Here is a 22101-nt window from a genome sequence, read left to right as displayed (position 1 = left end):
GTGGCTTCGCCGGCTCAGAAGTAGCCGGGGTGGCGGCGGCCCGTGCGCCCTCGGAAGGTCCACCAGCTCCAGATCTGGTACGCGAGGATCACCGGGATCACCACGACCCCGAACGCGGCCAGGATCTTCAGCGTGACCTCGTCGGCGGCGGCCTGATGGATCGTCATTCCAGCTCCGGCCGAGGTGATCAGGACGTACGGGTAGTGCCCGGCGCCCACCAGGAGGACGGGCAGCGCGGTCGCACAGCAGGTGGCCGCGAACGCGCGGGCGTGGTGCCCCCGGCCGAGGAGGCTCCGGGCCCCGGCGAGCGCAGCCGCGAGCAGGGCGGCGAGGATCGCCGAGGTCAGGGGGTTGGTCATCGAGGCTCCGGCGCCGAAGAGCGTCAGCAGCAGGGCGAGGGAGCCCGTGGCCGCGACCGCGCGCAGCAGGGCCGTACCGGCTCGCCGGGCGCGGGCGGCGGCGCCGGGGGCGGAGCGCAGCGCGACGAAGGCCGCCCCGTGCGCGGCGAAGAGCAGTGCGGTGGTCGCGCCGCAGGCCAGGACGAACGGTGTGAGCAGATCGCCGGCCCCGACGCGGAAGACGCCGTCGGGCCTCCGAGGGACGCCGTGGAGCAGCAGCCCGAGGACGAGCCCCCAGCACAGGGCGGGCAGCGCGCCGCCGAGGACGATCAGGGCGTCCCAGCGCCGGCGGGCGCGGGCGGTGTGGGCGCGGCCGCGCAGCTGGACCGCCGCGCTGCCGAGGACCAGGCCGACGAGGATGGCCACGAAGAGCGGATACAGCCCGGACAGGAGGGAGCCCTCCAGGTAGGGGAAGGCTCCGAACAGCACTCCGGTGAAGGCGACCAGCCAGACCTCGTTGCCGAGGAAGAAGGGCGCGATGGCGTCCAGGGCGGCGTTCCGGCCGGGCTCCCCGGACCCCGCCCCGGAGCCGGGTCCGACCCCGGCTCCGGCCTCGGACCCGGCCTCGGCTCTCTTTCGGCCGCCGAGGACGGGGTGCAGCATCTGTACGCCCAGGTCGTAGCCGCCGAGCACGAAGTACCCGGCGAGCAGCAGACCGAGGACGGCCAGCCAGAAGATCTCCAGGCTCATGTCTCGTTCAACTCTCCATCGTGGTGGGGCGTCCGGGGCGGACGCTCAGGGGGACCTGCCGGTCGGGTCGGGCGGAGTCGGGGCGCGGGCAGCCAACGGAATGACCCAGCAGCCCCGGTGGACCCAAAGGCCCCACAGACCCCACAGACCACGGAGACCACGGAGACCACGGAGACCACGGAGGCTATGGAGACCACGCAGGCCAGAGCAGGCCACAGCAGGCACGCACGCTCAGCCGGTTCAGAGCACCGGGACGACGACCCGCCTCCCGCCGCCCGGACCACCCCCCGGATCGCCCGGACCACCCCCCGGACCACCGCCCGAGCCCTCAGCCGACTCGCCGTCCGCCTCATCGGCGAGCGGCTCCGTCGACCCCAGCTGTGTGGCGGACGGCCCCCGCCGGGCGAACCGGGCGATCAGGGTCCAGTTCGTCACCGCCAGCGCGAGGAAGATCGCGACGAACACGGCGCAGGAGACCGCCAGCGAGGTTCTGCCGACGGGCGAGAGCGCGTCCTCGACGGTCAGCTCGCCGTAGACGATCCAGGGCTGGCGGCCCATCTCGCGGACCACCCAGCCGGCCGCCGAGGCGATGAAGGGGAAGGGGATCATCGCGGTCATCAGCAGGGCGACCGGCCGCCGGCGCACCAGCCAGTCCTTCCGCAGCAGGAAGACGGCGATCAGGGTGACGGTGGAGACGGTGTTGCCGATGATCGTCATGACGTCCATCGAGAGCCGCAGCCAGTCGTGCGCGAACACATAGTCGCCGGGCCCGTGCTCCTGGACGAGCCGCGCCTCCACCCGCTCGACGTCGCCGCCCTCCAGGGCCGCCGTCTTCATGGGCTGGGTCCGCCGCAGCAGCGGCAGTTGCAGATCGCCCGCGATGACGACGAAGAACGAGGCGACCGCGCCCACCACGACGCCGAGCCGCAGGGAGCCCCGGAACTGGTCGGCGTCCTCGGAGCCCCGGGCGAAGTGATAGGCGCTGATCCCGGCGACGAGCACACCGCCCACCGTCAGCGCGGCGAGCGTGATGTGGAGGAGGGCCAGCAGCGCGTTGGGGTTGGCGAGCAGCGCCCCGAAGTCGGTGAGATGGGCGACGCCGTCCCGGATCTCATAGCCGACGGGGTGCTGCATAAAGCCGTTGGCGATCATGATCCAGTACGCCGACGCGTACGCGGTCAGGGCGACCAGCCAGATCAGCGCGATGTGCGCGCCCCGGCTCAGCCGGCCCCAGCCGAAGATCCACATGCCGAGGAAGGTGGACTCGGCGAAGAAGGCGATGAGGGTTTCGAGGGCCAGGGGCGCGCCGAAGACATTGCCCGCGAATTTGCTGAGGCCGCTCCAGCTGAGCCCGAACTGGAACTCCATGACGAGGCCGGTGACGATGCCGACGGCGTAGTTGATGACGTAGAGCTGGCCCCAGAAGCGGGTCATGCGCTCCCGGACGGCTCTTCGGGCGGGATCGCGGGTGTACGCGGCCCTGGTGTGCAGGAACGCCACGATGGGGACGAGCCCCATGGTGAGGATCACGAACAGCCAGTGGATGCCGGTCGTGGCCGCGAACTGGAGTCGGGCCAGATCCGCAGCGCTCATGGTGCGGCCTTCCTGAAGGTGCGGCGGACGGCGGGTTCGTGCGCGGGGGTTGGGTTCGGTGTCGATGTCCGTGCCGGTTCGGTACGGGGCCACCGCATCGCGTGTGCAGACGCCGGGCGTCGCCGCCCGTCACCTGTGCGGTGACCCCGGTGACGACCGTAGGGACAATCGCTTATGCAGTTCCAAGACCGATTTCGCCATGTGATGATGACGCTGAAGGCATGAGTGAAGGTGGACCGTGGATCTGCTCCAGTTGCGCTACTTCCGGACCGTCGCCCGTTACGAGCACATGAGCCGCGCCGCCGAGGAACTGCGCGTCGCCCAGCCCTCGCTGAGCCGGGTCATCGCCCGTCTGGAGGCCGAACTCGGCTGCCCGCTCTTCGACCGGCGCGGCCGCCGTATCCGGCTGAACCAGTACGGCGCGATCTTCCTGCGCCACGCCGAACGCGCGCTGAGCGAGCTGGAGGACGGCCGCAGGGCCCTGCGCGACGCCCGTGACACCGGGCTCGGCCGGGTCAGCGTCGCGTCCGAGACGCTGTTGACGATCACCCATCTGCTCGGCAGCTTCCGGGCCGCCCACCCTCGCGCCGAGGTACGGCTCTTCCAGTCGACGGCGGCCGAGATGGAACGCCAACTGCGTTCCCGGGAGGTCGACTTCTGCGTCGCCTCACAACCGCTGACCGGCCCGAACCTCGACGCGATCGAGCTGACCCGCGAGGAGGTGCTGCTCGCGGTGCCGCGCGGGCACTGGCTCGACGGCCGGGAGAGCGTGACGATCCCCGAGATCGCCGACGAGCCGTTCGTCACCACCCGCGCCGGTCACTGGCAGCGCGCCCTCCTCGACCGGCTGTTCGCGTCCGAGGGGCTCGCCCCGCTGGTGTCCTGCGAGGGCGACGAACCGGGGGCCAGCCAGGACATGATCAGCGCGGGCCTCGGCATCGGTCTCATCCCGGCGATCTCCCGCCGGGTGGGCACGGATGCGCATGTCCCGGTCGCCTGGGTGCATCTGGACGTGCCCGACTGCCACCGGGTGCTCACGCTGGTGTGGAACCGCGACACCTATCTGTCCGAAGCGGCCCACGGCTTCAGGGAGTTCGCCACCAGCCGGCCCTTCATGACCCACCGTCTGACCGCGCCGCGCCGCGAGCGCGCCCCCGACCCGGCCTCCTGACGCCCGGACTCCGAACGCCCGGACTCCGGACGCCCGGCCCCGACCGGGCGTCCGGATCGCGCGCTCCGCTCTGGCGCGCCCGGCGGACCTTTGGTACGGTCCGACGCGCCGCCGTATTCCCGGCCGGGGACGTCGTGTGTCCCACCGGCCGGACGCCATACGCGAGTTGGCAGGGGTGTCGCGTCCCTCACCAGCCGCCGGCGGCGCCTTCCGCACCTTCCGCATCCCCTGTGACCGGCGTCCGCGTCACAGCGCGCCCTCGCGCGCGGCCGGACGCCATCGAGGAGTTCCGCCATGCCCAGAATCACCTACGCGGCCGTCGACGGGACCGCGCGCTCGGTCGAGGTCCCCCTCGGTACGAGCGTCATGCGCGGCGCCGTCTTCAACGACATCGACGGCATCGTCGCCCAGTGCGGCGGCAACGCGCAGTGCGCCACCTGCCACGTCTATGTGGAGGAGTCCTACCTCGGCCGGCTGGAGCCGGTGGGGCCGGACGAGGAGCACATGCTCGACTTCACCGCCGCCGAACGCCGCTCCAACAGCAGGCTGGGGTGCCGGCTTCCCGTCACGGAGGCCCTCGACGGCCTGACGGTCGGCCTCCCCGATCGGCAGTACTGATGACGGCGGACCGCACACGGCCCGAGTCCGTCGTCGTCGTGGGGGCCGGCCAGGGCGGGTTCCAGACGGCGGCGTCCCTGCGCGAGCGCGGCTACCGGGGACGTATCACGCTCATCGGCGCCGAGGACGCCCTCCCGTACGAGCGCCCCCCGCTGTCCAAGGCGTTCCTCACGGGCGACGCGGACGAGTCACAGCTGTGGCTGCGGCCGCTGACGTACTATCCGCGTCACTCGATCGACCTGGTCACCGGCACGGTGACGGGCATCGACCCGGTCGCCCGCACGGTCCGTCTCGACGACGGATCCGGGTACGCGTACGGACATCTCGTCCTCGCCACCGGGGCCCGGCCGCGTCGGCTCGGGGCGCCGGGAGCCGGGCTGCGCGGGGTGCTCACACTGCGCACCGCGCGGGACGCCGCCGCGCTGCGGGCGTCGCTCGGGCCGGGCCGGCGCGCGGTGGTGGTGGGCGCCGGATTCCTCGGGCTCGAATGCGCGGCCGCGGCCCGGAAGGCCGGCTGCGAGGTGACGGTGGTCGAGACGCTCGACCGCCCGCTGGCCCGGTCCGTGTCGGCCCGGACCGCCGAACACCTCTCGCGGCTGCATCGGGGCGAGGGCGTCCGGCTGCTGCTCGGCCGGGGCGTCGCGGCCCTGCACGGCGACCGTCGCGGGGCGGTGCGGTCGGTGGAGCTGACCGACGGCGGCCGGCTGCCGGCCGATCTGGTGCTGATCGCCGTCGGCGTCGTGCCGCGCACGGAGCTGGCCGCCGGGGCCGGACTCCCGGTGGGCGACGGCGTGCTCGTGGACGCCCGGCTACTGACCGGCGATCCGCACATCTCGGCCGTCGGCGACTGCGCCGCCTTCCCGCGGGCTCGCTCCGGGCGGCGGCTGCGGCTCGAATCGGTGCAGAACGCCGTCGGGCACGCCCGGCTGGTCGCCGAACGGCTGACCGGAGCGCCGCGCGCCTACGACGAGCCGCCCTGGTTCTGGAGCCGTCAGTTCTCGACGACGCTGCAGATCGCGGGGGCCGCCGGAGGGCATGACACCGAGGTGGTGCTCGGCGACGGCCCCGGCGCGTTCTCCGTCCTGCTCTTCGGCGGGGCGGCGCTGCGGGCGGTCGAGTCCGTCAACCGGCCCGGTGACCATCTGGCCGCGCGACGGCTGTTCGCCGCCGGGGTCAGGGTGAGCCCGGCGGAGGCCGCCTCGGAGGGCTTCTCCCTCCGGGCCCGTTCCCTGGACCGGGGAGCTGGCGTGCCGGCGGGGCCGTCCGGCGGCTGAGCAGGGTGTACGGGCCTTCTCGGCCGCCCTCCGTGACGACCGCCGGGGTCCGGGGCCGGGTCGGGTCCCGGTCCCGGCGGGTGGTCGGGGGCGGTCCGGGTCAGGTCAGGTCGAGGTCGGCGTGGACCAGATGGTGGTCCGAGTACGCGCTGGGGCGCACGCCGTGTTCGAGCCGGTCGATGCCGCGCAGGAAGATGTAGTCGAACTTGCTGTGCCAGTCGGTGGTCGTCTCGCAGGCGTCGCCTGCGGACGAGGAACGGCACCGGTGGTCGGTGTCCTTGGCCAGCGCCCAGATCCTGTTGAGTTCGGGGGCGTACGGCACGGCGTTGAAGTCGCCGAGCACGACCGCGCGGTCGTGCCGGGCGACCTCCTTGGCGAGCACGCCGACCTGGGCGGCCCGGACCGCCTCCTGGCGACGGTGGGCGAGGTGGGTGTTGAAGACCCGGACGGACTGGCCGCCCACCTCGGTGGTGACCGCCATGTACCCGCGGTCCTCGGATCCCCCGTCGGGGTACTCGACGCGCACGCGGTCGGTCATCGGCGCGGCCGAGAGGACCGCCTGCCCGAAGGCCCCGGGGCTCCACGGCGTTCCCCCGCAGCGGCTCCGGCTCCGGAGGACCATCCCGTACTCGACGTGGTAGACCAGCTTGTGACGGCTCCGCAGCCGGTCCCGGATCCGCTCGACGTCACGTACGCACGCCTCCTGCAATCCGATGACCTGGGGCGCGTACGAGGCGATCTCCGCCGCCTGGTCGACGTCGCTCTCCTTGCACGGGTTGCAGATGTTCCAGGTCATGACCCGGTTCGGCACGGCGTCCCGGCCGGCCTCGACCGGCGACGACCTGACGAACTGGGGATCGCTCGGCGCGTTGGGGCCGATGAGCACCACGCAGGCCACGACCACGGCGCCCGCGAGCAGCCACCACGTACCCCTTCCGAACACCGTCGCCTCCTCGCCGTGGACGCGGACGGCCTCCGCCGCCCGCACGCAGCAGATTATGGGACGGGGGCGGCGGCGACACACGCGGTGTGCCGGATGTCTCGGCGCTCGGACGCGGCGGGGGCCTCGGCCCTCCCGGGCGACCGGGGCGGTCGGTCAGACGGCCCGGGATCCGGCGGTCCCGGCGCCGGCGGGAAGGAAGTCCTCGACCATCTGCCAGATCTCCTTGGGGAGGACCCGGGTGAGCCGCAGCGGGGTGGTGGGACCGGTGGCGTCCTCCATCACCGGCTCCGCCGGGAGGTCGCGGCGCCAGTAGCCGAGGGGGCCGCAGTCCCAGACGGCGAAGCCCCGGGCGGTGACGCCCGGCTGCTCGCCGTCGTGACCGGGCCAGGCGGCCGTCATGCGCCAGCTGCACCGCAGCTGGACGATCAGCTCGGCGAGACGGGACAGCTCCGGCTCCCGCACCCCGCCCGTGTTCGCCAGCGCCGCGCGGACGGCGACGGGCTCGTCGGCGGGCGTGGCCGCGTACCCCATCGCGGCCAGCGCCGCGTCCAGCGCGCCCAGGGTGGCGTCGACCGTGGCGAGCCCGGTGAGCGGGGCCTCGGGGTGCTGGAGATTCACCATCCGGGCGAGTTCCCAGACCACCATATTGCGGTCGACCCGGACGTACTCCGACTCGGTCGCGCCCGGCCAGGACTCGTGCGAGAAGACGTCGTCCGCGCCGATCAGCACTCCGTGCGCCAGCTCGCCCTGGCGGCCGTTCGTCTCCACGCCCACGATGGCCGACGGGCTGAGCAGCGCGTTCATCAACGGCAGCAGCGCCTCGGCCAGCCTCCCGTCCGGCCAGATCAGCCCGGCCTCCCGCAGCGCCGGAAGCGCCCCCGTCAGCTGATCGGGCACCGGCTCCCCCGTCGCCAGCAGCGCGAGGACGGCCAGGTCGTCGTCGCCGAGGCGGAAGCGGTACCGGGAGAGGTCGAAGGAGGGCATGGGGTTCGCTCGTTTCGGTGTGGGGCGGGTGTGGGTGGTGCGGCGGCCGGTCAGAGCCCGGTGCCGATCTCCAGTACTTGGTCGCGGCCCCGGGCGAACATCGCCCGCACGGAACCCCCTGGGGTGAGGTTGGAACGGTCGACCCCGGAGAACATGGCCGCCAGGGCGATGTCGGCGGGCTCGGCGACCCCCTCAATGGCGAAGGCGAGGTGCAGCCGGCCGTCGCGCATGGCCCGGATGCCGAACTTGCCCGAATGCTCGACCCGGACGGTCACCCCGGGCCTCCCCCCGGCCGGCTGCCGGGCCAGGGCGTAGTGCAGCCCGGTGATCGCCCACAGCCGGTACTCGTCCTCTCCACGGGTGAGATGCAGCGCACGACTCTGCTCGGTCACCCCGAGCCGGTTACGGCTCATGGCGACCTCCTCGTCACCCACCCGAAGAGTCCCCCGGTTCAGCGTCGGCATCCCCAGACCGGCCGACACATGGAGACCCTTGGTGTCGTAGCGGACCGTCGGAATCCCCTCGCCCTCGACCAGCGAGTACATCCGCTCCTCGCCGGGCCTGAAGGGATAGGTCACCGAGATCTCCCCCAGCTCCGGGGACGTCCCACGCCAGCCCTCGTAGCCGTCCGTGTACGAGGGGTGCTTGTCCCGGAAGGAGGTCAACCGGAAGGGTGTGGTGGCGGTCTGCATCTTTACTCCTTGCTCGGACGCGGCATCGGCGGCGGGGCGGGACTGATCAGTCGAAGGGGTTGTTGAAGATCTTCTTCGCTCCGCTCGCGATACCGTCGCCGACCTTGTCGAGCCCCTTGGAAACGCCGTCCCCAATCTTGTCAGCGGTCTTCCCGGTCCAGTCCGCCGCGGCGCCGGCTGCATCCATGATCTCCTTGCGGTTCTCCCAGCCCGTGGCACCGAGGTAGGCGATGCCCGTGCCGACGGCAAGGCCGGCGGTGACCGGGTTCGGTGCCACCGCCAACGCCGTCAGAGACGCGTTGAACGCCGTACTGGTGACATCGGTGGCGAACTTGGAAGGGTTGGCCTTGATCATGTCGGTGTTGTACGTGGTCAAATTCGCCACGCCGTAGATCGTGGCCGCGGCACCGCCGACGACGCCCGCGCCGCGTACCCAGCCGGCCGCCTTGGCCGCCTGCCCCAAACCGCCGTTCTTGGCGACCGTAGCCAGATTCGCCTGGTGTGACGGAGGGATGAAGTAGTTGCCCTGCCGCATGTGAGCACCGAACTCGGCCGCAAAGTCGGAGCCGTACATGAACCGTGCCGCGTTCGGCGGGACCTTGCTCAGCAGGCTTCCCGGCTGCGCCGCCGCCAGCCGGGTCTTGACGAACTTCCCGGTCATGGTGCCCGGCGCGTTCATCGGGTTCGGCCGGAAGGCGTACTTGCCGAGCTTGCCGGACCACATCACGACGGTGGAGAGCGCCTTGAGGACCATGCCCACCTTGGCCGTACCCGCCAGGTAGGCCGTGATGGCCTTGCCCACCTGCTCACTGCCGGTGAGCCGGGTGATCCCCTCGCGCTGAAGCCGCTTCAGGTAGTCGTCGAGAGTCTCGTCGCCCTTCATCTCCATGACCGAGGCGAGTTCAGTCCGGACCTTCTTCGCCTGGTCGTCGGCCGCGGCCACCTTCCCCGCGTCGCCGTTGAAGCCGCCCGCCGTGGCGTCCTTCTTGTTGCCGCCGGCGTCCTTGACCACCGCCTCCAGGTCCTTCTTGAGGTCCTTGTCGGCGTCGTCGACGAATTTGACCCGGTCCTTGAGGTGGTCCTGCCAGCTCTGGACGGCGGTCTGGATCTCCTGGGCGTGGCCGGGGTGGTTCATCGCGGTCCCGCGCTCCTGGGCGCTGAGCCGGTCGTAGTCGTAGGTGACGTTGCCCTGTTCGGAGACCTTCATCCCGGCCTTGACGGCCTCGGCCCGGCTGGACTCCAGCTGCTTCTTCAGCTCGGTCAGCTCGCTGTGGGCGTTGCGCAGCAGGGTCGCCGTGGCCTTGGCCTGGGTCTGGGCCGCCTCGTACTCGTAGCGGGTGGCGGCGAAGTTGGCGCGGGCCGCGTTGGCGCTGTCGCCCAGCCAGGCGCGGTCCATGGTGATCTTCTCGACGCTGTCCCGGTAGCGCTTCTCCACCTTGCCGAACTCTTCCGCCGCCTCCTGCCATTTGTCCGCGGCGGCGGTGAGGCCGCCGAAATCGGCCGTCATGACGTCGTGATAGGTCAGCATGGTGTTCCCCCTGGGAGCGTTCGGGCGCCCGGAACGGCCGACGACGGTCCGGGGGCGCGGCGGTTCAGTACTTGTCGAGGTTCGACTGGACGGCGCCGATGCGGGTCTTGCGCTCGACGTCGGTGCCCTGGAGGGTGCCCGCGGTCGCGCGCAGCGCCCCCTTCTCCCCGGCGAGCCGCCCCAGCAGCGTCTTGACCTGCCCGTCCCAGGTCTCCTGAACCGTCTTCATCCCCGCGGCGGTGGCCCAGCCGCTGAGGCCGCTGATGACCTTGCCGTTGGCCTCGTCGGGCCGGTCGCCGGCCTTCTTGGTGCGGGGTTCCAGCTCCGACTCGATGGTGGAGGCGGCGGACCGCTTGGCGGCCGGGGTCGACGCAAGGTCGCCCTGGCCCGGGCCGAATCCGCCGGGTCCGCCCGGGCCTCCCGGCTCCGGCGGCAGTCCGTTCAGCCGCGTCGACTGCTCCCCGGCCGGGCCGGGCCCGACGCCTTCGCTCCACACCATGCGCTCTGTCCCCGTGGTCGTCTTCTTCGCCGCCCGTCCTGCGGGCGGTCCCGGGCGTCGCGTTCCGCCGCACCCGGATGGGCCGTCCTCACGGCCGTACCGGACCGATCATATGAAGTCATTCGGGGGGCATGCCATGGCCATCACGCGGAGGTTGGGTGACGATGCGAGGTCGGGGCGCCGGGCTGCGGCCGGTGCGCCGGGGCGGTACGGCGGGGTTCGATGGCCTATTTTCGGCCAGGCCCCCTCGCGGGTGGCCGGATTCCATGTATCGCGGTAGGTGGCTGGCCCCGTACCTTCCGTTAGGTGCGCAGCTCAGAACTGTCCCCGGACGGGCTTGTGCGGCACTGAATGGGCGCCTCGTGGACACCGGCCTGACGGCAGGACATGCGGCCGACGACTTCGCGCGGCGCGCACTCCCCCCGGGGTGTGCCCGGCGCACCGAGCAGGAGACAGCACATGGCAACTGGCACCGTGAAGTGGTTCAACGCGGAAAAGGGTTTCGGCTTCATCCAGCAGGACGGCGGCGGTCCCGACGTCTTCGCCCACTACAGCAACATCGCCACCCAGGGCTACCGTGAGCTGACGGAGGGCCAGAAGGTCTCCTTCGACGTCACGCAGGGCCAGAAGGGCCCGCAGGCGGAGAACATCGTTCCCGCCTGACCCGGTCGGCACGGCGCGGCGTCCCGCACGGTGTGCGGGACGCCGCGCCGTCGGCTTTCCGACCGGTACGGGCGGGTCACGGGGCACGGGCGAGGCGGGAGGACGGGACTGTGCGGTTCGCGGTCATCGATCAGGGCCGGCTCCGGGGCGGGGAGTTCGGCCTCTGGGAGCACGCCGACGCGATCCTGGTGCGCGACGACTGGGACGACGACGGATACCGGACGGCGTTCACCCTGCGGCTGCGGACGCCCGAGGGCCCCGTGGACATCGGCACGGTGAAGATCGGGCACACCTCGATGAGCCGTGGCGGGGAGAGCGCCACCCCGCTGCCGGCGCGCTTCGCCGAGCTGGACCGGTCGTTCTTCTCGCTGGGTCAGGACGACCACTACTACGCGCGGCTGCGGCGGCTCCCCGGCCATGTCCGGCAGGACGTGCTGCGGGCGCTGCGGGACATCGCCTTCGACGAGGACAGCTGCCGCCTGGCGCTGGGCCACGACGTCGCCCGCACCTCGCTGCTGCGCTTCGTCCAGCTCTCCGCCGTACGGGGCCAGCTGCGGCGCATCGCGCGCGGCGGCGACCGGAGGATCTCCTTCGACATCGCCTACGAGCCGCCGGCGCCGCCCGGGGTCGAGCCCTTGCGGCTGCGGTTCAGGGTCGAGCCGGGCTCGCGCCCCGGCACCAATGTGCACGCGCTGACCGGCCGTAACGGGGTCGGGAAGTCCTATGTGCTGTCGCATCTGGCCCGGGCCGTCGCCGCTGTGGAGCCGATGCCGGAGCTGCTGGGGCGAGTGATCGAGTACGGGCGGGAGGGGCGCTCCTTCACCAATCTCGTGACCGTGTCCTTCAGCGCCTTCGACGACTTCCCCGTGGTCGAGGGCGACGAGATGTTCCTCGCCTCCTATGTGGGTCTGCGGGTCCAGGGGGCGCGCTCGCCGAAGTTCAAGACTCCGTACGGGCTGCGCGGCGACTTCGGCCGGGCTCTGCGGGCGTGTCTGACGCGTGAGCGCGCGCCCCGGTGGATCGCGGCGCTGCGGACGCTGGACCATCCGGGCGGCGGGCTGCTGGAGGAGGGGTGGCTGGAGAACTTCGAGAACACCGTCAGCCTGCGCTCCCGGGAGAAGAAGGCCCGGGCCCTGTTCCGGGGGCTCAGCGCCGGTCATCGGATCGTGCTGCTCACCATGACCCGGCTGATCGAGCATGTCGGCGAACGCACGCTGGTGATCATCGACGAGCCGGAGACCCATCTGCATCCTCCGCTGCTGGCGGCGTTCATGCGGGCGCTCTCCGATCTGCTGGCCGACCGCAACGGCCTCGCGGTGGTCGCCACGCACTCGCCGGTGGTGCTCCAGGAGATCCCGGCGCACTGTGTGTGGAAGCTCTGGCGGTACGGGGACCAGCTGGGCGGCGGCCGGCCCCGGGTGGAGACCTACGGCGAGAACGTCGGTCTGCTCACCCACGAGGTGTTCGGTCTGGAGGTCGCCGAGGCCGGGTTCCTGCGCGATCTGCGGCGGCTGGTGGCGGAGGACCACTCCTACGACTCCGTCGTCGACCACTACGGCGGCCGGCTGGGGAGCGAGGCGCAGCTGGCGCTGAGCGCGCTGCTCGGCGTGCGCGACGATCCGGCCGACGAGACGGAGGGCTGATCCCCGTGCGGCGTCTGGATCCGCCCGACTTCGATGCGCGTGCCACGTACCGGATCTGTGTCAGCACCGCCCGTCCGCTGCTCAGGGCGCGGCTGGAGAAGTTCGAGGACGCCGTCGCCGAGGCGGGGGACGAGTACCGGGAGGCGGCGGAGAAGCAGGCGCTGCACGGGCTGTCCGCGCTGGCGGGCCGGCCGGGCGGCTATCTGGACCGCAAGGCGCTGGCCAAGGTGTACACCGCCCGTATGGCCAGGGAGAACGCTCCGGGGCGGCCGGTCTACGACGCCATCAAGAGGGGTGCGGAGGACCGATGTCCGCTCTGCGGGCAGGGCCGGGTGGAGACGCTGGACCACCATCTGCCCAAGGGGAAGTATCCGCTGCTGGGCGTGGTGCCGGTGAATCTCGTCCCGGCCTGCCGGGACTGCAACATCGGCAAGTCCCAGGCGGCTCCCGCGGCCGCCGGCGATCAGACGCTCCATCCGTACTTCGACGACTTCTCTCACCATCCGTGGCTGTCGTCGCGGGTGAGGAGGCCCCGGGGCAATGAGCGGATGTCGATGGTCTTCTTCGTCAGCGCCCATCCCGACTGGGACGCGACGGTCGTCGCCCGGCTCCGTACGCATCTGCGGGTCTACAACCTGAACGAGCGCTACCGCCTCCAGGTCAGCACGCACCTCGCCGCGACGGGCAATATGCTCCGGGCGCGCCCGGTGAGGGATGTCGCGCGCTTCCTGGCGCGGCGGGCCGCCGAGTGGACCGACGACGCGAATCCGAACACGCTGGAGAGCGCGCTGTACCGGGGGCTGGCGGCCGACGACTGGTACGTCAACGGCGGCTGGCGTACGAAGGCTCCGTTCGGCTGACGCGCCGCCGGGTGAAATACGAGAACCTCCCGGAGAACTCGCCCGAATACTCCGGCCCGGCGCATCGGGGGTTCTCGCGGGCCGTTCCGAATTCCGCGCTCCATGGTAATCGTTCCCTTACCGGGAGCGACGGAGAGCGGTCTTCCTCTCCGCGCCGCGCGGGCCTTCTCCGAGAGAAGGGCGGGGCGATACGGCGGTGTCGGGCGCGGGGGCCCGTACGGCGGGCCTCTGTCGGGGGCCGGTCCGGCCGCGCTTCGATTCGCCGCCGGTCGGCGTGGGCTCGCGGCGCGTCGGGCCCCCGTGTGCGCAGCCGTACCGTCCGGGGCCGTGAAGGGGCCGCTGAGCTGGGGCTCTGCCCGGTGTACGGGGCGGGGGCGGCCGGGCGCGGGAGGGTCGGGGCCGCGAGAGCGGGGCTCCGGGCGGTCCGGCCGGGCCTCGGGGCGTCATCGGCGCGCGGGAGCGGGGCGTGCGGAGGGCGTGTGTCGCGGTCGTTCGGCGGCTTGGGCGGTCGCCATAGAGAATCGGCCACGCCGGATGGGTGGCAGACATTGCACACCATGATTTATGGAGCGAGTTCCGCCATCTCCCGTTCGATCCGGAAAGATCCGGACAAGTAAGCATTGCGCAGCAATCCAGAGTGACTGACGATGCGTCAACCGGAAGACGTACGGCCACAAACCGGAGCGAACCGCTCACATACCCGGGCGACGGGCCGCCGGGCCCGGCGGAATTACCTCAGTCACAATTTCTGATCATGCGCGATTCCCGGAAACAGACTAAGTCAAGTCGGGGACGTGACGCCTATTTCATTCTGTCACGCCCCAGCGGTTACCCGCAGCGAAGTCCACTAAACAAACGCCATTCAATGCCTTTGACCAGGTCTTGAAGGTGTCTCAAATATGCTCATGGAATAGCCACTTATTTTGCTAGGCTCCCTTGCGTACGGGCCAAGATCTCGGCATCAGGAGCACAGTGCCTGCCGGTTGGGGAACGAATTGCACCAACGGCCGATTGGTCGGAGGTCGATCTGGGGGTCTTCGATGCATGTCCTTGTAGTGGAAGACGACATAGACGCGGCCATGCCGCTTGTCGACGGACTTCGGCGCCACGGACACGAGACCACCGCCGTCAGATCCGGCGCGGAGGCCCTGGACGAGTACGACCGGGCCGAGTTGGTACTGCTCGATCTGGGGCTGCCCGATATCGACGGTCTCGAAGTGTGCCGCCGGATGCGCTCACTGAGCGATACGCCGATCATCACATTCACCGAGAGATACGGTGAGGTGGACGTCATTCTGGGACTTCAGGCGGGCTCCGACGACTGTCTGGGAAAGCCTTACGCCTTCCGGGAGCTGATCGCCCGCATGGAGGCCGTGATGAGACGGGCCGGGATGCGCAGGCCCTGCGGGGTCCCGGATCCGACCCTGTTCCGGGGCCCGCTCAGGATCGACATCGCCTCCCGGGAGGTCAAGGTGGCCGACAAGGTGGTGGAGGTGACGCGCAAGGAGTTCGATCTCCTCCACTACCTCGCCAGCCGTCCCGGTGTGGTCGTCTCACGGCAGCGGCTCATGGCCGAGGTCTGGGGCCATCCGGAGTCGCACGCGCTGGGCGTCCAGGCGAGCCGCACGATCGACACCCATGTCAGCGCGCTGCGGGCGAAGCTGGGCGACAGCAGCTCGATCCTCACCGTGCGGGGCATCGGCTTCCGCTGGCACCTCCAGGGCGGCGCCGCGGCCCGCTGACGGCGCCGCCCTGCCGGACGCCGGCCCTCAGCCGGCCGCCCGGGACGCCTGGTCCACGATGCGGACCAGGTCGGCCGGGGTCTGCACCGCCGAGACGGGGTGCCCTCCGCCGATCACCATGGTGGGGACGCCCCGGACATTGAGATGAACGGCGCGGCGCTCGTCGGACCGGACCTCGGCGGCGAAGGCGTCGCCGCCGAGCACGCCCCGTACCTCCGCCGCGTCCAGACCCGCCTCCACGGCCAGGGTCTCCAGCACCTGATGGTCGGCGATGTTGAGCCCCTCGGTGTGGTACCCCTTCAGGAGCCGCTCCAGAAGCGGTTCGCTCAGATCGCGGGTCGCGGCCAGCTGCATCAGCCGGTGGGAGTCGAAGGAGTTGACCGGCCGGGCCTTGTAGAGATTCAGCTCCAGCCCGTCCGCCCGCCCCAGCTCCTGGATCTGGGCGACCCGGGCGGCGCCGGTGTCGCCGCGGTACTGGATGATCACATCGGCGGCGGTGTCGCCCGGCACGGGGCTGCCGTCCGGGTCGAGTTCGAAGCTGCGCCAGACGATCTCCAGATCGTCCCGGTCGGCGAGGGCGGCGGCGAGCCGCCGCTTGCCGATGTAGCTCCAGGGGCAGAGCACGTCGAAGAAGACCTCAACTCGCATGGGCTTTCCTTCAGTCGGAGATGGTGGTGCGGTCCGCGTCCTTGTCGGGGGCGACGGGCTGCGGAGGCGGGGACGAGCGACGCAGCGTCAGGACGGCGAGGGCCACCAGGAGCGGTATGACGATGATCGCGTGGGTGTGGAGACTCTGCGTGAACGCGTCCCGGGCGACTTCGGTGAGCTGGGCGCCGAGGGAGTCCGAGAGCCGCTCCGCCGTGTCGAGCGCGGTGGGCAGGGTCTCGCGGGCGGACTCGGCGACGGCGTCGCGCACCTCGTCCGGCATGTTGTCGGTCATGTACTTGCCGTAGACGGCGGTGGCGATGGAGCCGAGCAGGGCGATGCCCAGCGCACCGCCCAGCTCCGCGCCGGTCTCGGAGATCGCCGAGGCGGCCCCGGCGCGCTCCTTCGGCGCCGCCCCCACCACCAGGCTGGTGCCCAGCGACATGAACGGCGTGAGGCCCGCGAAGAGCAGCACCGATCCGCCGACCAGGACGACCGGATTGCGGTCCGCCTGGGTGAGCAGCAGCGGCCCGAGGATGGCGAAGGCCGCTCCCGCGCTCATCAGGACGGCGGGCCGGAACCGCTCGGTGAGACCGGAGACCCACAGGGCGACGACGGTGCCGCTCACCGCCGTGGGCAGCTGCCAGAGCCCGGCCTTCAGCGGGGAGAACCCCAGGACGAGCTGGAGGTACTGGGTGGTGAGAAGGCTGGTGCCGAAGAGGATGATGCCGACGACGATCATCCCGCCGGCCGAGACCGCGAAGGCCGGGATCCGGAACAGCCCCAGGTCCAGCAGGGGTTCGGCCAGCCGGCGCTGTCTCCGGACGAAGGTCACCCCCGTCGCGACGCCCAGCGCGATGGCCACGAGCGAGATGGGGTCGAACCCGTGCGCGGCGAGGTTCTTGATGCCGTACACGACGGCCAGCGGGGTGATCACCGACATCGCCACACTGGCCGCGTCCAGCCGGCCGGCCTTCTCGGGCCGGAACTCCGGCATCAGGAAGGGGCCGGTGGCGATCAGCAGCACCATGGTGGGAACGGCGACCAGGAAGACCGAGCCCCACCAGAAGTACTGGAGGAGCACGCCGCCGACGAGCGGACCGAGCGCGCCGCCGCCCATGAAGCTCAGCATCCAGATGGTGATGGCGAGCGTGCGCTGCTGCGGGTCGTGGAAGAGATTGCGGACGATGGAGAGCGAGGACGGGGCCAGCGTCGCGGCGGCGACTCCCTGGAGGGCCCGGGCGGTGATGAGCATCTCGGTGCTGGTCGAGTACGCGGCCAGCACCGAGGCGGCGGCGAACGCCGTGGCCCCCAGTAACAGGATGCGCCGGTGGCCGATACGGTCCCCGAGGGTGCCCACGGTGATCAGGAAGCCGGCCACCATGAAGCCGTAGATGTCGGTGATCCACAGCATCTGCGAGCTGCTGGGCCTCAGATCCGCGCTCAGACTCGGCAGCGCCAAGTAGAGCACCGACATGTTCATCATGACCAGAATGGCCGGGAGACCGAGGACCGCCAGGGCGATCCACTCCCGCGCTCCTGCTCTGGCGGGGGGTGTGGGGGGCATGCCGGGTCCCGTCTTCAGTAGCGGGTGGAGGCTTCGGCCACGAGGAGCGTCTTCCCCGTCGTGGTCCGGTTCTCGATCGCGGCGTGCGCGGCGGAGGCCTCGGCGAGCGGGAAGGTCTGGCCGATGACCGGCCGGAGCGTCCCCTCGACGGCGAGGGTGAGCGCGTCGGTGATGAGCGCGCGGGCCTCGTCGGGGCTCGGGGCGCCGCTGAGGCCGATGACGGAGATCGACCGGGCGGCCAGCTCCTCGTCGTCCAGCTCGGCGTCCGCGCCGCTCGCCATGCCGTAGATGCTGACCCGTCCGCCGTCGCGCAGCAGCCGGACCGCGTCGGTGCCGATCCGGCCGCCGACTCCGTCGTAGACGAGGTCGAGTCCGGTACGGCCGGTCGCCTCGTCGGCCTGGTCCGTCCAGTCGGGGAGGGAGTAGTCGACATAGCCGGCCGCGCCGAGCGAGGTGACCAGCTCGGCCTTGCCCAGGCCCCGGCCCGCGCCGATCACCCGGGCGCCCGCGCCTGCCGCGAGCTGGGTGAGCAGACTGCCGACGCCGCCGCCCGCCGCCTCCACGAGCACCTGCTCGCCGGGGCCCGGCTTCGCCTGCCGGTGCAGCATGAGCGCGGTGCGCCCGTCCGCCAGCAGGGCGACCGCGTCCTGGAGCGCGAGGCCGTCGGGGACCCGGATCGCGTCCAGGGCCTGGGCCAGGGCCAGTTCCGCGTAGCCGCCCTGGCCGCCGGTGGTGGTCACCACGACCGAGCCCATCAGCCCGGCGTCCACGCCCGGTCCGACGCGGACGACCCGTCCGCCCACTCCGTTGCCCGGCACGCGGGGCAGCGGCGGCCGGCCGAACGGCCCCCGGCCGGAGCGCATCTGCGTCTCGACGAACGTGACGCTCGCGTACTCCACGGCGACCAGCACCTGACCGGGCCCGGGGACCGGGTCCTCGACCTGCCGTGCCTGGAGCACCTGGGGTCCTCCGAACTCTTGCATCACCACAGCGCGCATGAACACTCCAAACGGATAGATTCGCTTCGTTTAGAAATCTATAACGGAGCGATTCGCTTCGCAAGCGGCTAGAGTGAGGGGCATGGTCCGCAGAGCCCCACGACACGCCGAAGCCGAGCGCAATGACCGCGCCCTGCTCGACGCCGCCAAGCAGGTCCTCGCGCTGGACGGCGCCCATGCCTCCGTGGCGGCGATCGCCGCCCACGCCGGGGTCGGGATCGCCAGCCTGTACCGCAGGTACCGCACGAAGGACGAGCTGTTCCAGCACCTGTGCGCGCTCTCGCTGGACCAGTGGATCGAGGCGGCCGAGCACGGGCTGACCTACGACGACGCCTGGGGCGGGCTCGTCCACTACGTGACGGTCTGCATCGAGTTCAGCGGCGGCTCCCTCGGACCGCTCGCCGGGACGATCGCCGTCACGGACGAGATGGAGGCCAAGTTCAGCCGGTCCGAGGAGCTGATGCGGGCGCTCGTGGCGCGGGCGCACGCCGCCGGAGCGCTCCGGGCGGACGCCGTCGCCACGGACATCTCGCTGCTGATCGAGCAGCTCGGCAAGTCCTCCCTCGTCGAGCAGCTGGGACGCCAGGGCCGCGACGATCTGATCGAGGCGGCCCGCGACGCGCGGACGCGCACCATCGCCATCGCCCTCGACGGGCTGCGCGCCGGGCACCCGAACGCGCTGCCCGGGACCGCGCCCGACCCCGGGCTCCTCTCCGAGCGCTGGACGTACGTCCCTCCGGCGTGACGGCCCGCCCGCCCGCATCGCACCGCACCCCGGCTCGCGGCGCCTCACCGCCCCTTCCCGGACCGTCTGTTCCTGCCGGCCCCGGGCCCGCCCCCGCGTCACCGCGGCCGGGTCCGGGGCCGGCTGGCGTTCCGGCGCCGCCGGTCGACGCCCCGGGGCCGGCCGGGCGTTCCCGGTTCCGGGCGGGCGCTCTCGCGTACCGGCCCGCTCTCTCGCGCGGGGACCGACGCACTCGTACCGGCCCGTATTCACGCGCCGGCCGACGCTCACGCGCCGCCCGCGTTCCCGGTGTCGCAGATCTCGTTTGGGCGTTCTCGGATTCGGGCACCGCGGCCCGTTTTTCCGCGCACATCACGCTGGTTGAGAAGCTCTGACATCCCTGAAGATCACTTGACATAAACTTGTAGAGAAGTTGAAATCCCTGCGTTGACGTGCACCCGGCCCAACAAAGAAGCTGTAACAAGGGATCCGCCAATACCCCCGCCGGGTCACAATCGAGGAAGGGACGCCCGTGTCCTACGATTCCAAGAAATTCTCCGTCGACGATCTCAAGCGCATTCTCCGGGAGGGAGCCGGCGCCGATGAGACCGTCGACCTCGACGGCGATATCCTCGACACCGACTTCGAGGCGCTGGGCTACGAGTCACTGGCCATGATGGAGACGGGCGGGCGCATCGAGCGCGAATACGGCATCACGCTCACGGACGACACCATCACGGAGGCGGCGACACCGCGTTCGCTGATCGACGCCGTGAATACGGAACTTCATTCCGCGCCGACCCGCTGACCCGGAGCCGAGGAATTCCCCCCATGGTCGAGAGGCGCGGTCCCCGGTGAATGACCCGTGGCTGGACGTGTGGTTGATTCGCCGGCAGGAGCCCGCCGCCGGTCATGGCCCCCTGGCCGTGGCGGAACTCGACGAGCGGGAACGGGCGAGAGCGGACCGTTTTCTGAATCCGCGCGGCCGTCTGCTCTATCTCTCCGCCCATATAGGACTCAGACGGATTCTGGCCCGGTACACGGGCGCCCCGCCGGACGCGATCCGCTTCACGCGTGAGCCGTGTCCCGTCTGCGGGGGTCCGCACGGTCGCCCCGAACTCGCGGAGACCCCGCCCCGGATCCGCTTCTCCCTGTCGCACAGCGGCGGACTGGTCCTGGTGGCGGTCGCGGCGTCCGCCGTCGGCGCGGATCTCCAGGCCCGGCCGTCCCCGGCGACGGTCGAGGCGTGTCTGACCGCCCTTCACCCCGTGGAGCGCGCCGAGCTGGAGCGGCTGCCCGAGCCCGGCCGGACGGCGGCCTTCGCCCGGCTGTGGACCCGTAAGGAGGCCTATCTCAAGGGCACCGGCGCCGGACTGTGCCGGGGCGCGGCGAGCGCCTACCTCGGCGAGGGGACCGGCGACGGGACGGAGGACGGATCCGCCGAGCGCCCCCCGGGGTGGACGGTGATCGACATGGGCCCCGTGGGGGACCGCCCGCACGCGGCGGCGGTGGCGGTCCGGGGCGCGCCGGCGGGTCCGGTGGTCCCCCGGCCGCTGCCCCCGTCGTTCCTGTGGGCCGGCGCCGCGCGGCCCGGCGAGGTGAGGAGCGACGAACGCCGGGAGATCCCGGTGCGCGGGCGGGCCGGCGCCGCCGCGCCGGGGACGGGCCGGGTGTTCGCGAACGGACCCGGCCCCCGCTGAGACGAGCCCCGCCCGCCGCGCACCGCCCGTACGCCCCGCTCCTCGCACCGCCCGTACCACCCGTACCGCCTGCACTGTGCGCACCGCCCGTACCGCCCGCCGCGCCGTACCGCCCGCCGCGCACCGCCCCGTAACGCCCGGACACCCGACCGCCCGACCGCCCGGACAGCAGGAGCTGAGCATGCCCGAGCAAGCCCTTCGAGAAGTCGAACACGAGATCACCGTGGCCGCCCCGCCCGAGCGGGTCTACGACCTGATCGCCGATGTGCGGAACTGGCCGTCGGTCTTCCCTCCGACGGTCCATGTGGACCATGTCTCCCGGGGCGAGTCGCAGGAGCGGATCCAGATCTGGGCCACCGTCAACGGAACGCCCCGGCAGTGGACGTCCCGGCGCACGCTCGACCGCGACGCGCTGCGCGTCGAGTTCCGCCAGGAGGTCCCCAGCGCGCCGATCGCGGCCATGGGCGGGGCCTGGATCGTGGAGCCCGCCGCGCACGGCGGCTGCCGGGTGCGGCTGCTGCACGACTACCGCGCCGCGGGCGACGACCCCGAGACGCTGCGGTGGATCGACCGGGCCGTGGACGCCAACAGCGGATCCGAGCTGGCCGCCCTCAAGCACCACGCCGAACTCACCGCGTCCGCCGCGGACCTGTTCCTGGACTTCGAGGACACCGTACGGATCCGGGGCTCGGCGAAGGACGCCTACGCCTTCGTCGCCGAGGCCCAGCACTGGGCCGACCGGCTGCCGCACGTCGCCTCGGTCTCCCTCGCCGAGGACTCCCCCGGGCTCCAGATCCTCGGCATGGAGACCCGTACGCCCGACGGATCGACCCACACGACGGAATCGGTGCGGGTCTGCTTCCCCCACCACACCATCGTCTACAAGCAGACCACGCTGCCGCCGCTGATGAGTCTGCACACCGGCCGCTGGCGCTTCGAGGAGGACGGCTCCGGAACCACCGCCGTGACCTCGCGGCACATCGCCGTCATCGACCCGGGGAACATCGCCCGGGCCCTCGGCGCGGACGCCGGAATCCCGGAGGCGCGCCGCTTCCTCCGCGACGCGCTGGGCGCGAACAGCCGGGCCACGCTCAGCCACGCCGGAGCGCACGCCGAGGCGCGCGCCGCCGCCGCCCGCACCCAGTGATCCGCCGTCATCCACGAGAAGG

21 protein-coding genes are annotated in these 22101 nt (G+C 71.7%); 11 read left to right on the top strand and 10 right to left on the bottom strand.

Features of this window, described 5'->3' with window-relative positions:
• Positions 1–14 precede the first annotated feature (14 nt).
• Positions 15–1088, bottom strand: a complete 1074-nt coding sequence (locus ACF089_RS16715; protein ID WP_392026723.1) for a cytochrome d ubiquinol oxidase subunit II — start codon at positions 1086–1088, stop codon at positions 15–17.
• A 240-nt stretch (positions 1089–1328) separates the two neighbouring features.
• The gene (locus ACF089_RS16710) at positions 1329–2681 is read right to left on the bottom strand and encodes a cytochrome ubiquinol oxidase subunit I (RefSeq protein WP_392026722.1); all 1353 of its coding nucleotides are present in this window, start codon (positions 2679–2681) and stop codon (positions 1329–1331) included.
• Between the two features lie 238 nt (positions 2682–2919).
• Here ACF089_RS16710 and ACF089_RS16705 point away from each other — a divergent pair, with 238 nt between their 5' ends.
• The 3 genes from ACF089_RS16705 to ACF089_RS16695 all read left to right on the top strand — a co-directional run bounded on the left by ACF089_RS16705 (position 2920) and on the right by ACF089_RS16695 (position 5744).
• Positions 2920–3852, top strand: coding sequence for a LysR family transcriptional regulator (locus ACF089_RS16705; RefSeq protein WP_392026720.1), 933 nt, complete (start codon positions 2920–2922; stop codon positions 3850–3852).
• 294 nt (positions 3853–4146) lie between these two features.
• Positions 4147–4470 (top strand): 2Fe-2S iron-sulfur cluster-binding protein, encoded by a 324-nt coding sequence (locus ACF089_RS16700; protein WP_392026718.1) that lies wholly within the window; start codon positions 4147–4149, stop codon positions 4468–4470.
• Complete coding sequence (locus ACF089_RS16695) at positions 4470–5744, top strand: NAD(P)/FAD-dependent oxidoreductase (RefSeq protein WP_392026716.1); 1275 nt, start codon at positions 4470–4472, stop codon at positions 5742–5744. The genes ACF089_RS16700 and ACF089_RS16695 overlap by 1 nt, the downstream gene beginning before the upstream one ends.
• Before the next feature lie 100 nt (positions 5745–5844).
• Here the strand turns inward: ACF089_RS16695 and ACF089_RS16690 are convergent, their stop codons facing one another.
• The 5 genes from ACF089_RS16690 to ACF089_RS16670 form a co-directional block, all read right to left on the bottom strand.
• Positions 5845–6732: an endonuclease/exonuclease/phosphatase family protein gene (locus tag ACF089_RS16690; protein WP_392026714.1), complete on the bottom strand. Its 888-nt coding sequence runs from the start codon at positions 6730–6732 to the stop codon at positions 5845–5847.
• 108 nt (positions 6733–6840) lie between these two features.
• Positions 6841–7671, bottom strand: coding sequence for a histidine kinase (locus ACF089_RS16685; protein WP_392026712.1), 831 nt, complete (start codon positions 7669–7671; stop codon positions 6841–6843).
• 50 nt (positions 7672–7721) lie between these two features.
• Positions 7722–8363: a hypothetical protein gene (locus ACF089_RS16680; protein ID WP_392026710.1), complete on the bottom strand. Its 642-nt coding sequence runs from the start codon at positions 8361–8363 to the stop codon at positions 7722–7724.
• Positions 8364–8409: 46 nt separating this feature from the next.
• Positions 8410–9891: a hypothetical protein gene (locus ACF089_RS16675; RefSeq protein WP_392026709.1), complete on the bottom strand. Its 1482-nt coding sequence runs from the start codon at positions 9889–9891 to the stop codon at positions 8410–8412.
• Positions 9892–9955: 64 nt separating this feature from the next.
• A complete protein-coding gene (locus ACF089_RS16670; protein ID WP_392026707.1) occupies positions 9956–10390 on the bottom strand; it encodes a hypothetical protein in 435 nt (144 codons plus the stop codon).
• Between the two features lie 459 nt (positions 10391–10849).
• Between ACF089_RS16670 and ACF089_RS16665 the strand changes: the two genes are divergently transcribed.
• From ACF089_RS16665 to ACF089_RS16650, 4 genes are all read left to right on the top strand, one after another.
• Positions 10850–11053, top strand: coding sequence for a cold-shock protein (locus ACF089_RS16665; protein WP_392026706.1), 204 nt, complete (start codon positions 10850–10852; stop codon positions 11051–11053).
• A 110-nt stretch (positions 11054–11163) separates the two neighbouring features.
• Positions 11164–12696, top strand: a complete 1533-nt coding sequence (locus ACF089_RS16660; protein ID WP_392026704.1) for an AAA family ATPase — start codon at positions 11164–11166, stop codon at positions 12694–12696.
• A 5-nt stretch (positions 12697–12701) separates the two neighbouring features.
• Positions 12702–13556: a hypothetical protein gene (locus ACF089_RS16655; protein ID WP_392026702.1), complete on the top strand. Its 855-nt coding sequence runs from the start codon at positions 12702–12704 to the stop codon at positions 13554–13556.
• Positions 13557–14596: 1040 nt separating this feature from the next.
• Positions 14597–15298 carry a response regulator transcription factor gene (locus ACF089_RS16650; protein ID WP_392026701.1) on the top strand — a complete coding sequence of 234 codons (702 nt, stop codon included), beginning with the start codon at positions 14597–14599 and terminating at the stop codon, positions 15296–15298.
• Between the two features lie 27 nt (positions 15299–15325).
• On the opposite strand, the gene ACF089_RS16645 is transcribed toward ACF089_RS16650, so the two are convergent.
• The 3 genes from ACF089_RS16645 to ACF089_RS16635 are packed head-to-tail and all read right to left on the bottom strand — an operon-like array spanning position 15326 to position 18508.
• Complete coding sequence (locus ACF089_RS16645; protein WP_392026700.1) at positions 15326–15946, bottom strand: DsbA family oxidoreductase; 621 nt, start codon at positions 15944–15946, stop codon at positions 15326–15328.
• Between the two features lie 10 nt (positions 15947–15956).
• Positions 15957–17510, bottom strand: coding sequence for an MFS transporter (locus tag ACF089_RS16640; protein WP_392026698.1), 1554 nt, complete (start codon positions 17508–17510; stop codon positions 15957–15959).
• A gap of 14 nt (positions 17511–17524) precedes the next feature.
• On the bottom strand, positions 17525–18508 hold the full coding sequence (locus ACF089_RS16635) for a zinc-binding dehydrogenase (RefSeq protein WP_392026697.1): 984 nt from the start codon (positions 18506–18508) through the stop codon (positions 17525–17527).
• A gap of 82 nt (positions 18509–18590) precedes the next feature.
• On the opposite strand from ACF089_RS16635, the gene ACF089_RS16630 reads away from it, so the two are divergent.
• The 4 genes from ACF089_RS16630 (at position 18591) to ACF089_RS16615 (ending at position 22079) form a co-directional block, all read left to right on the top strand.
• Positions 18591–19253, top strand: a complete 663-nt coding sequence (locus tag ACF089_RS16630) for a TetR/AcrR family transcriptional regulator (protein WP_392026696.1) — start codon at positions 18591–18593, stop codon at positions 19251–19253.
• Between the two features lie 511 nt (positions 19254–19764).
• Positions 19765–20040: an acyl carrier protein gene (locus tag ACF089_RS16625; protein ID WP_392026695.1), complete on the top strand. Its 276-nt coding sequence runs from the start codon at positions 19765–19767 to the stop codon at positions 20038–20040.
• 46 nt (positions 20041–20086) lie between these two features.
• Positions 20087–20932, top strand: a complete 846-nt coding sequence (locus ACF089_RS16620) for a 4'-phosphopantetheinyl transferase family protein (RefSeq protein ID WP_392026694.1) — start codon at positions 20087–20089, stop codon at positions 20930–20932.
• A 181-nt stretch (positions 20933–21113) separates the two neighbouring features.
• Positions 21114–22079: an aromatase/cyclase gene (locus tag ACF089_RS16615; protein ID WP_392026693.1), complete on the top strand. Its 966-nt coding sequence runs from the start codon at positions 21114–21116 to the stop codon at positions 22077–22079.
• Positions 22080–22101 lie beyond the last annotated feature (22 nt).

The sequence above is a fragment of the Streptomyces sp. NPDC014894 genome, assembly GCF_043080985.1.
GTDB lineage: Bacteria > Actinomycetota > Actinomycetes > Streptomycetales > Streptomycetaceae > Streptomyces.
Note: the sequence above shows the minus strand (reverse complement) of the source record. Positions and strands in the feature narration are given on the sequence as shown.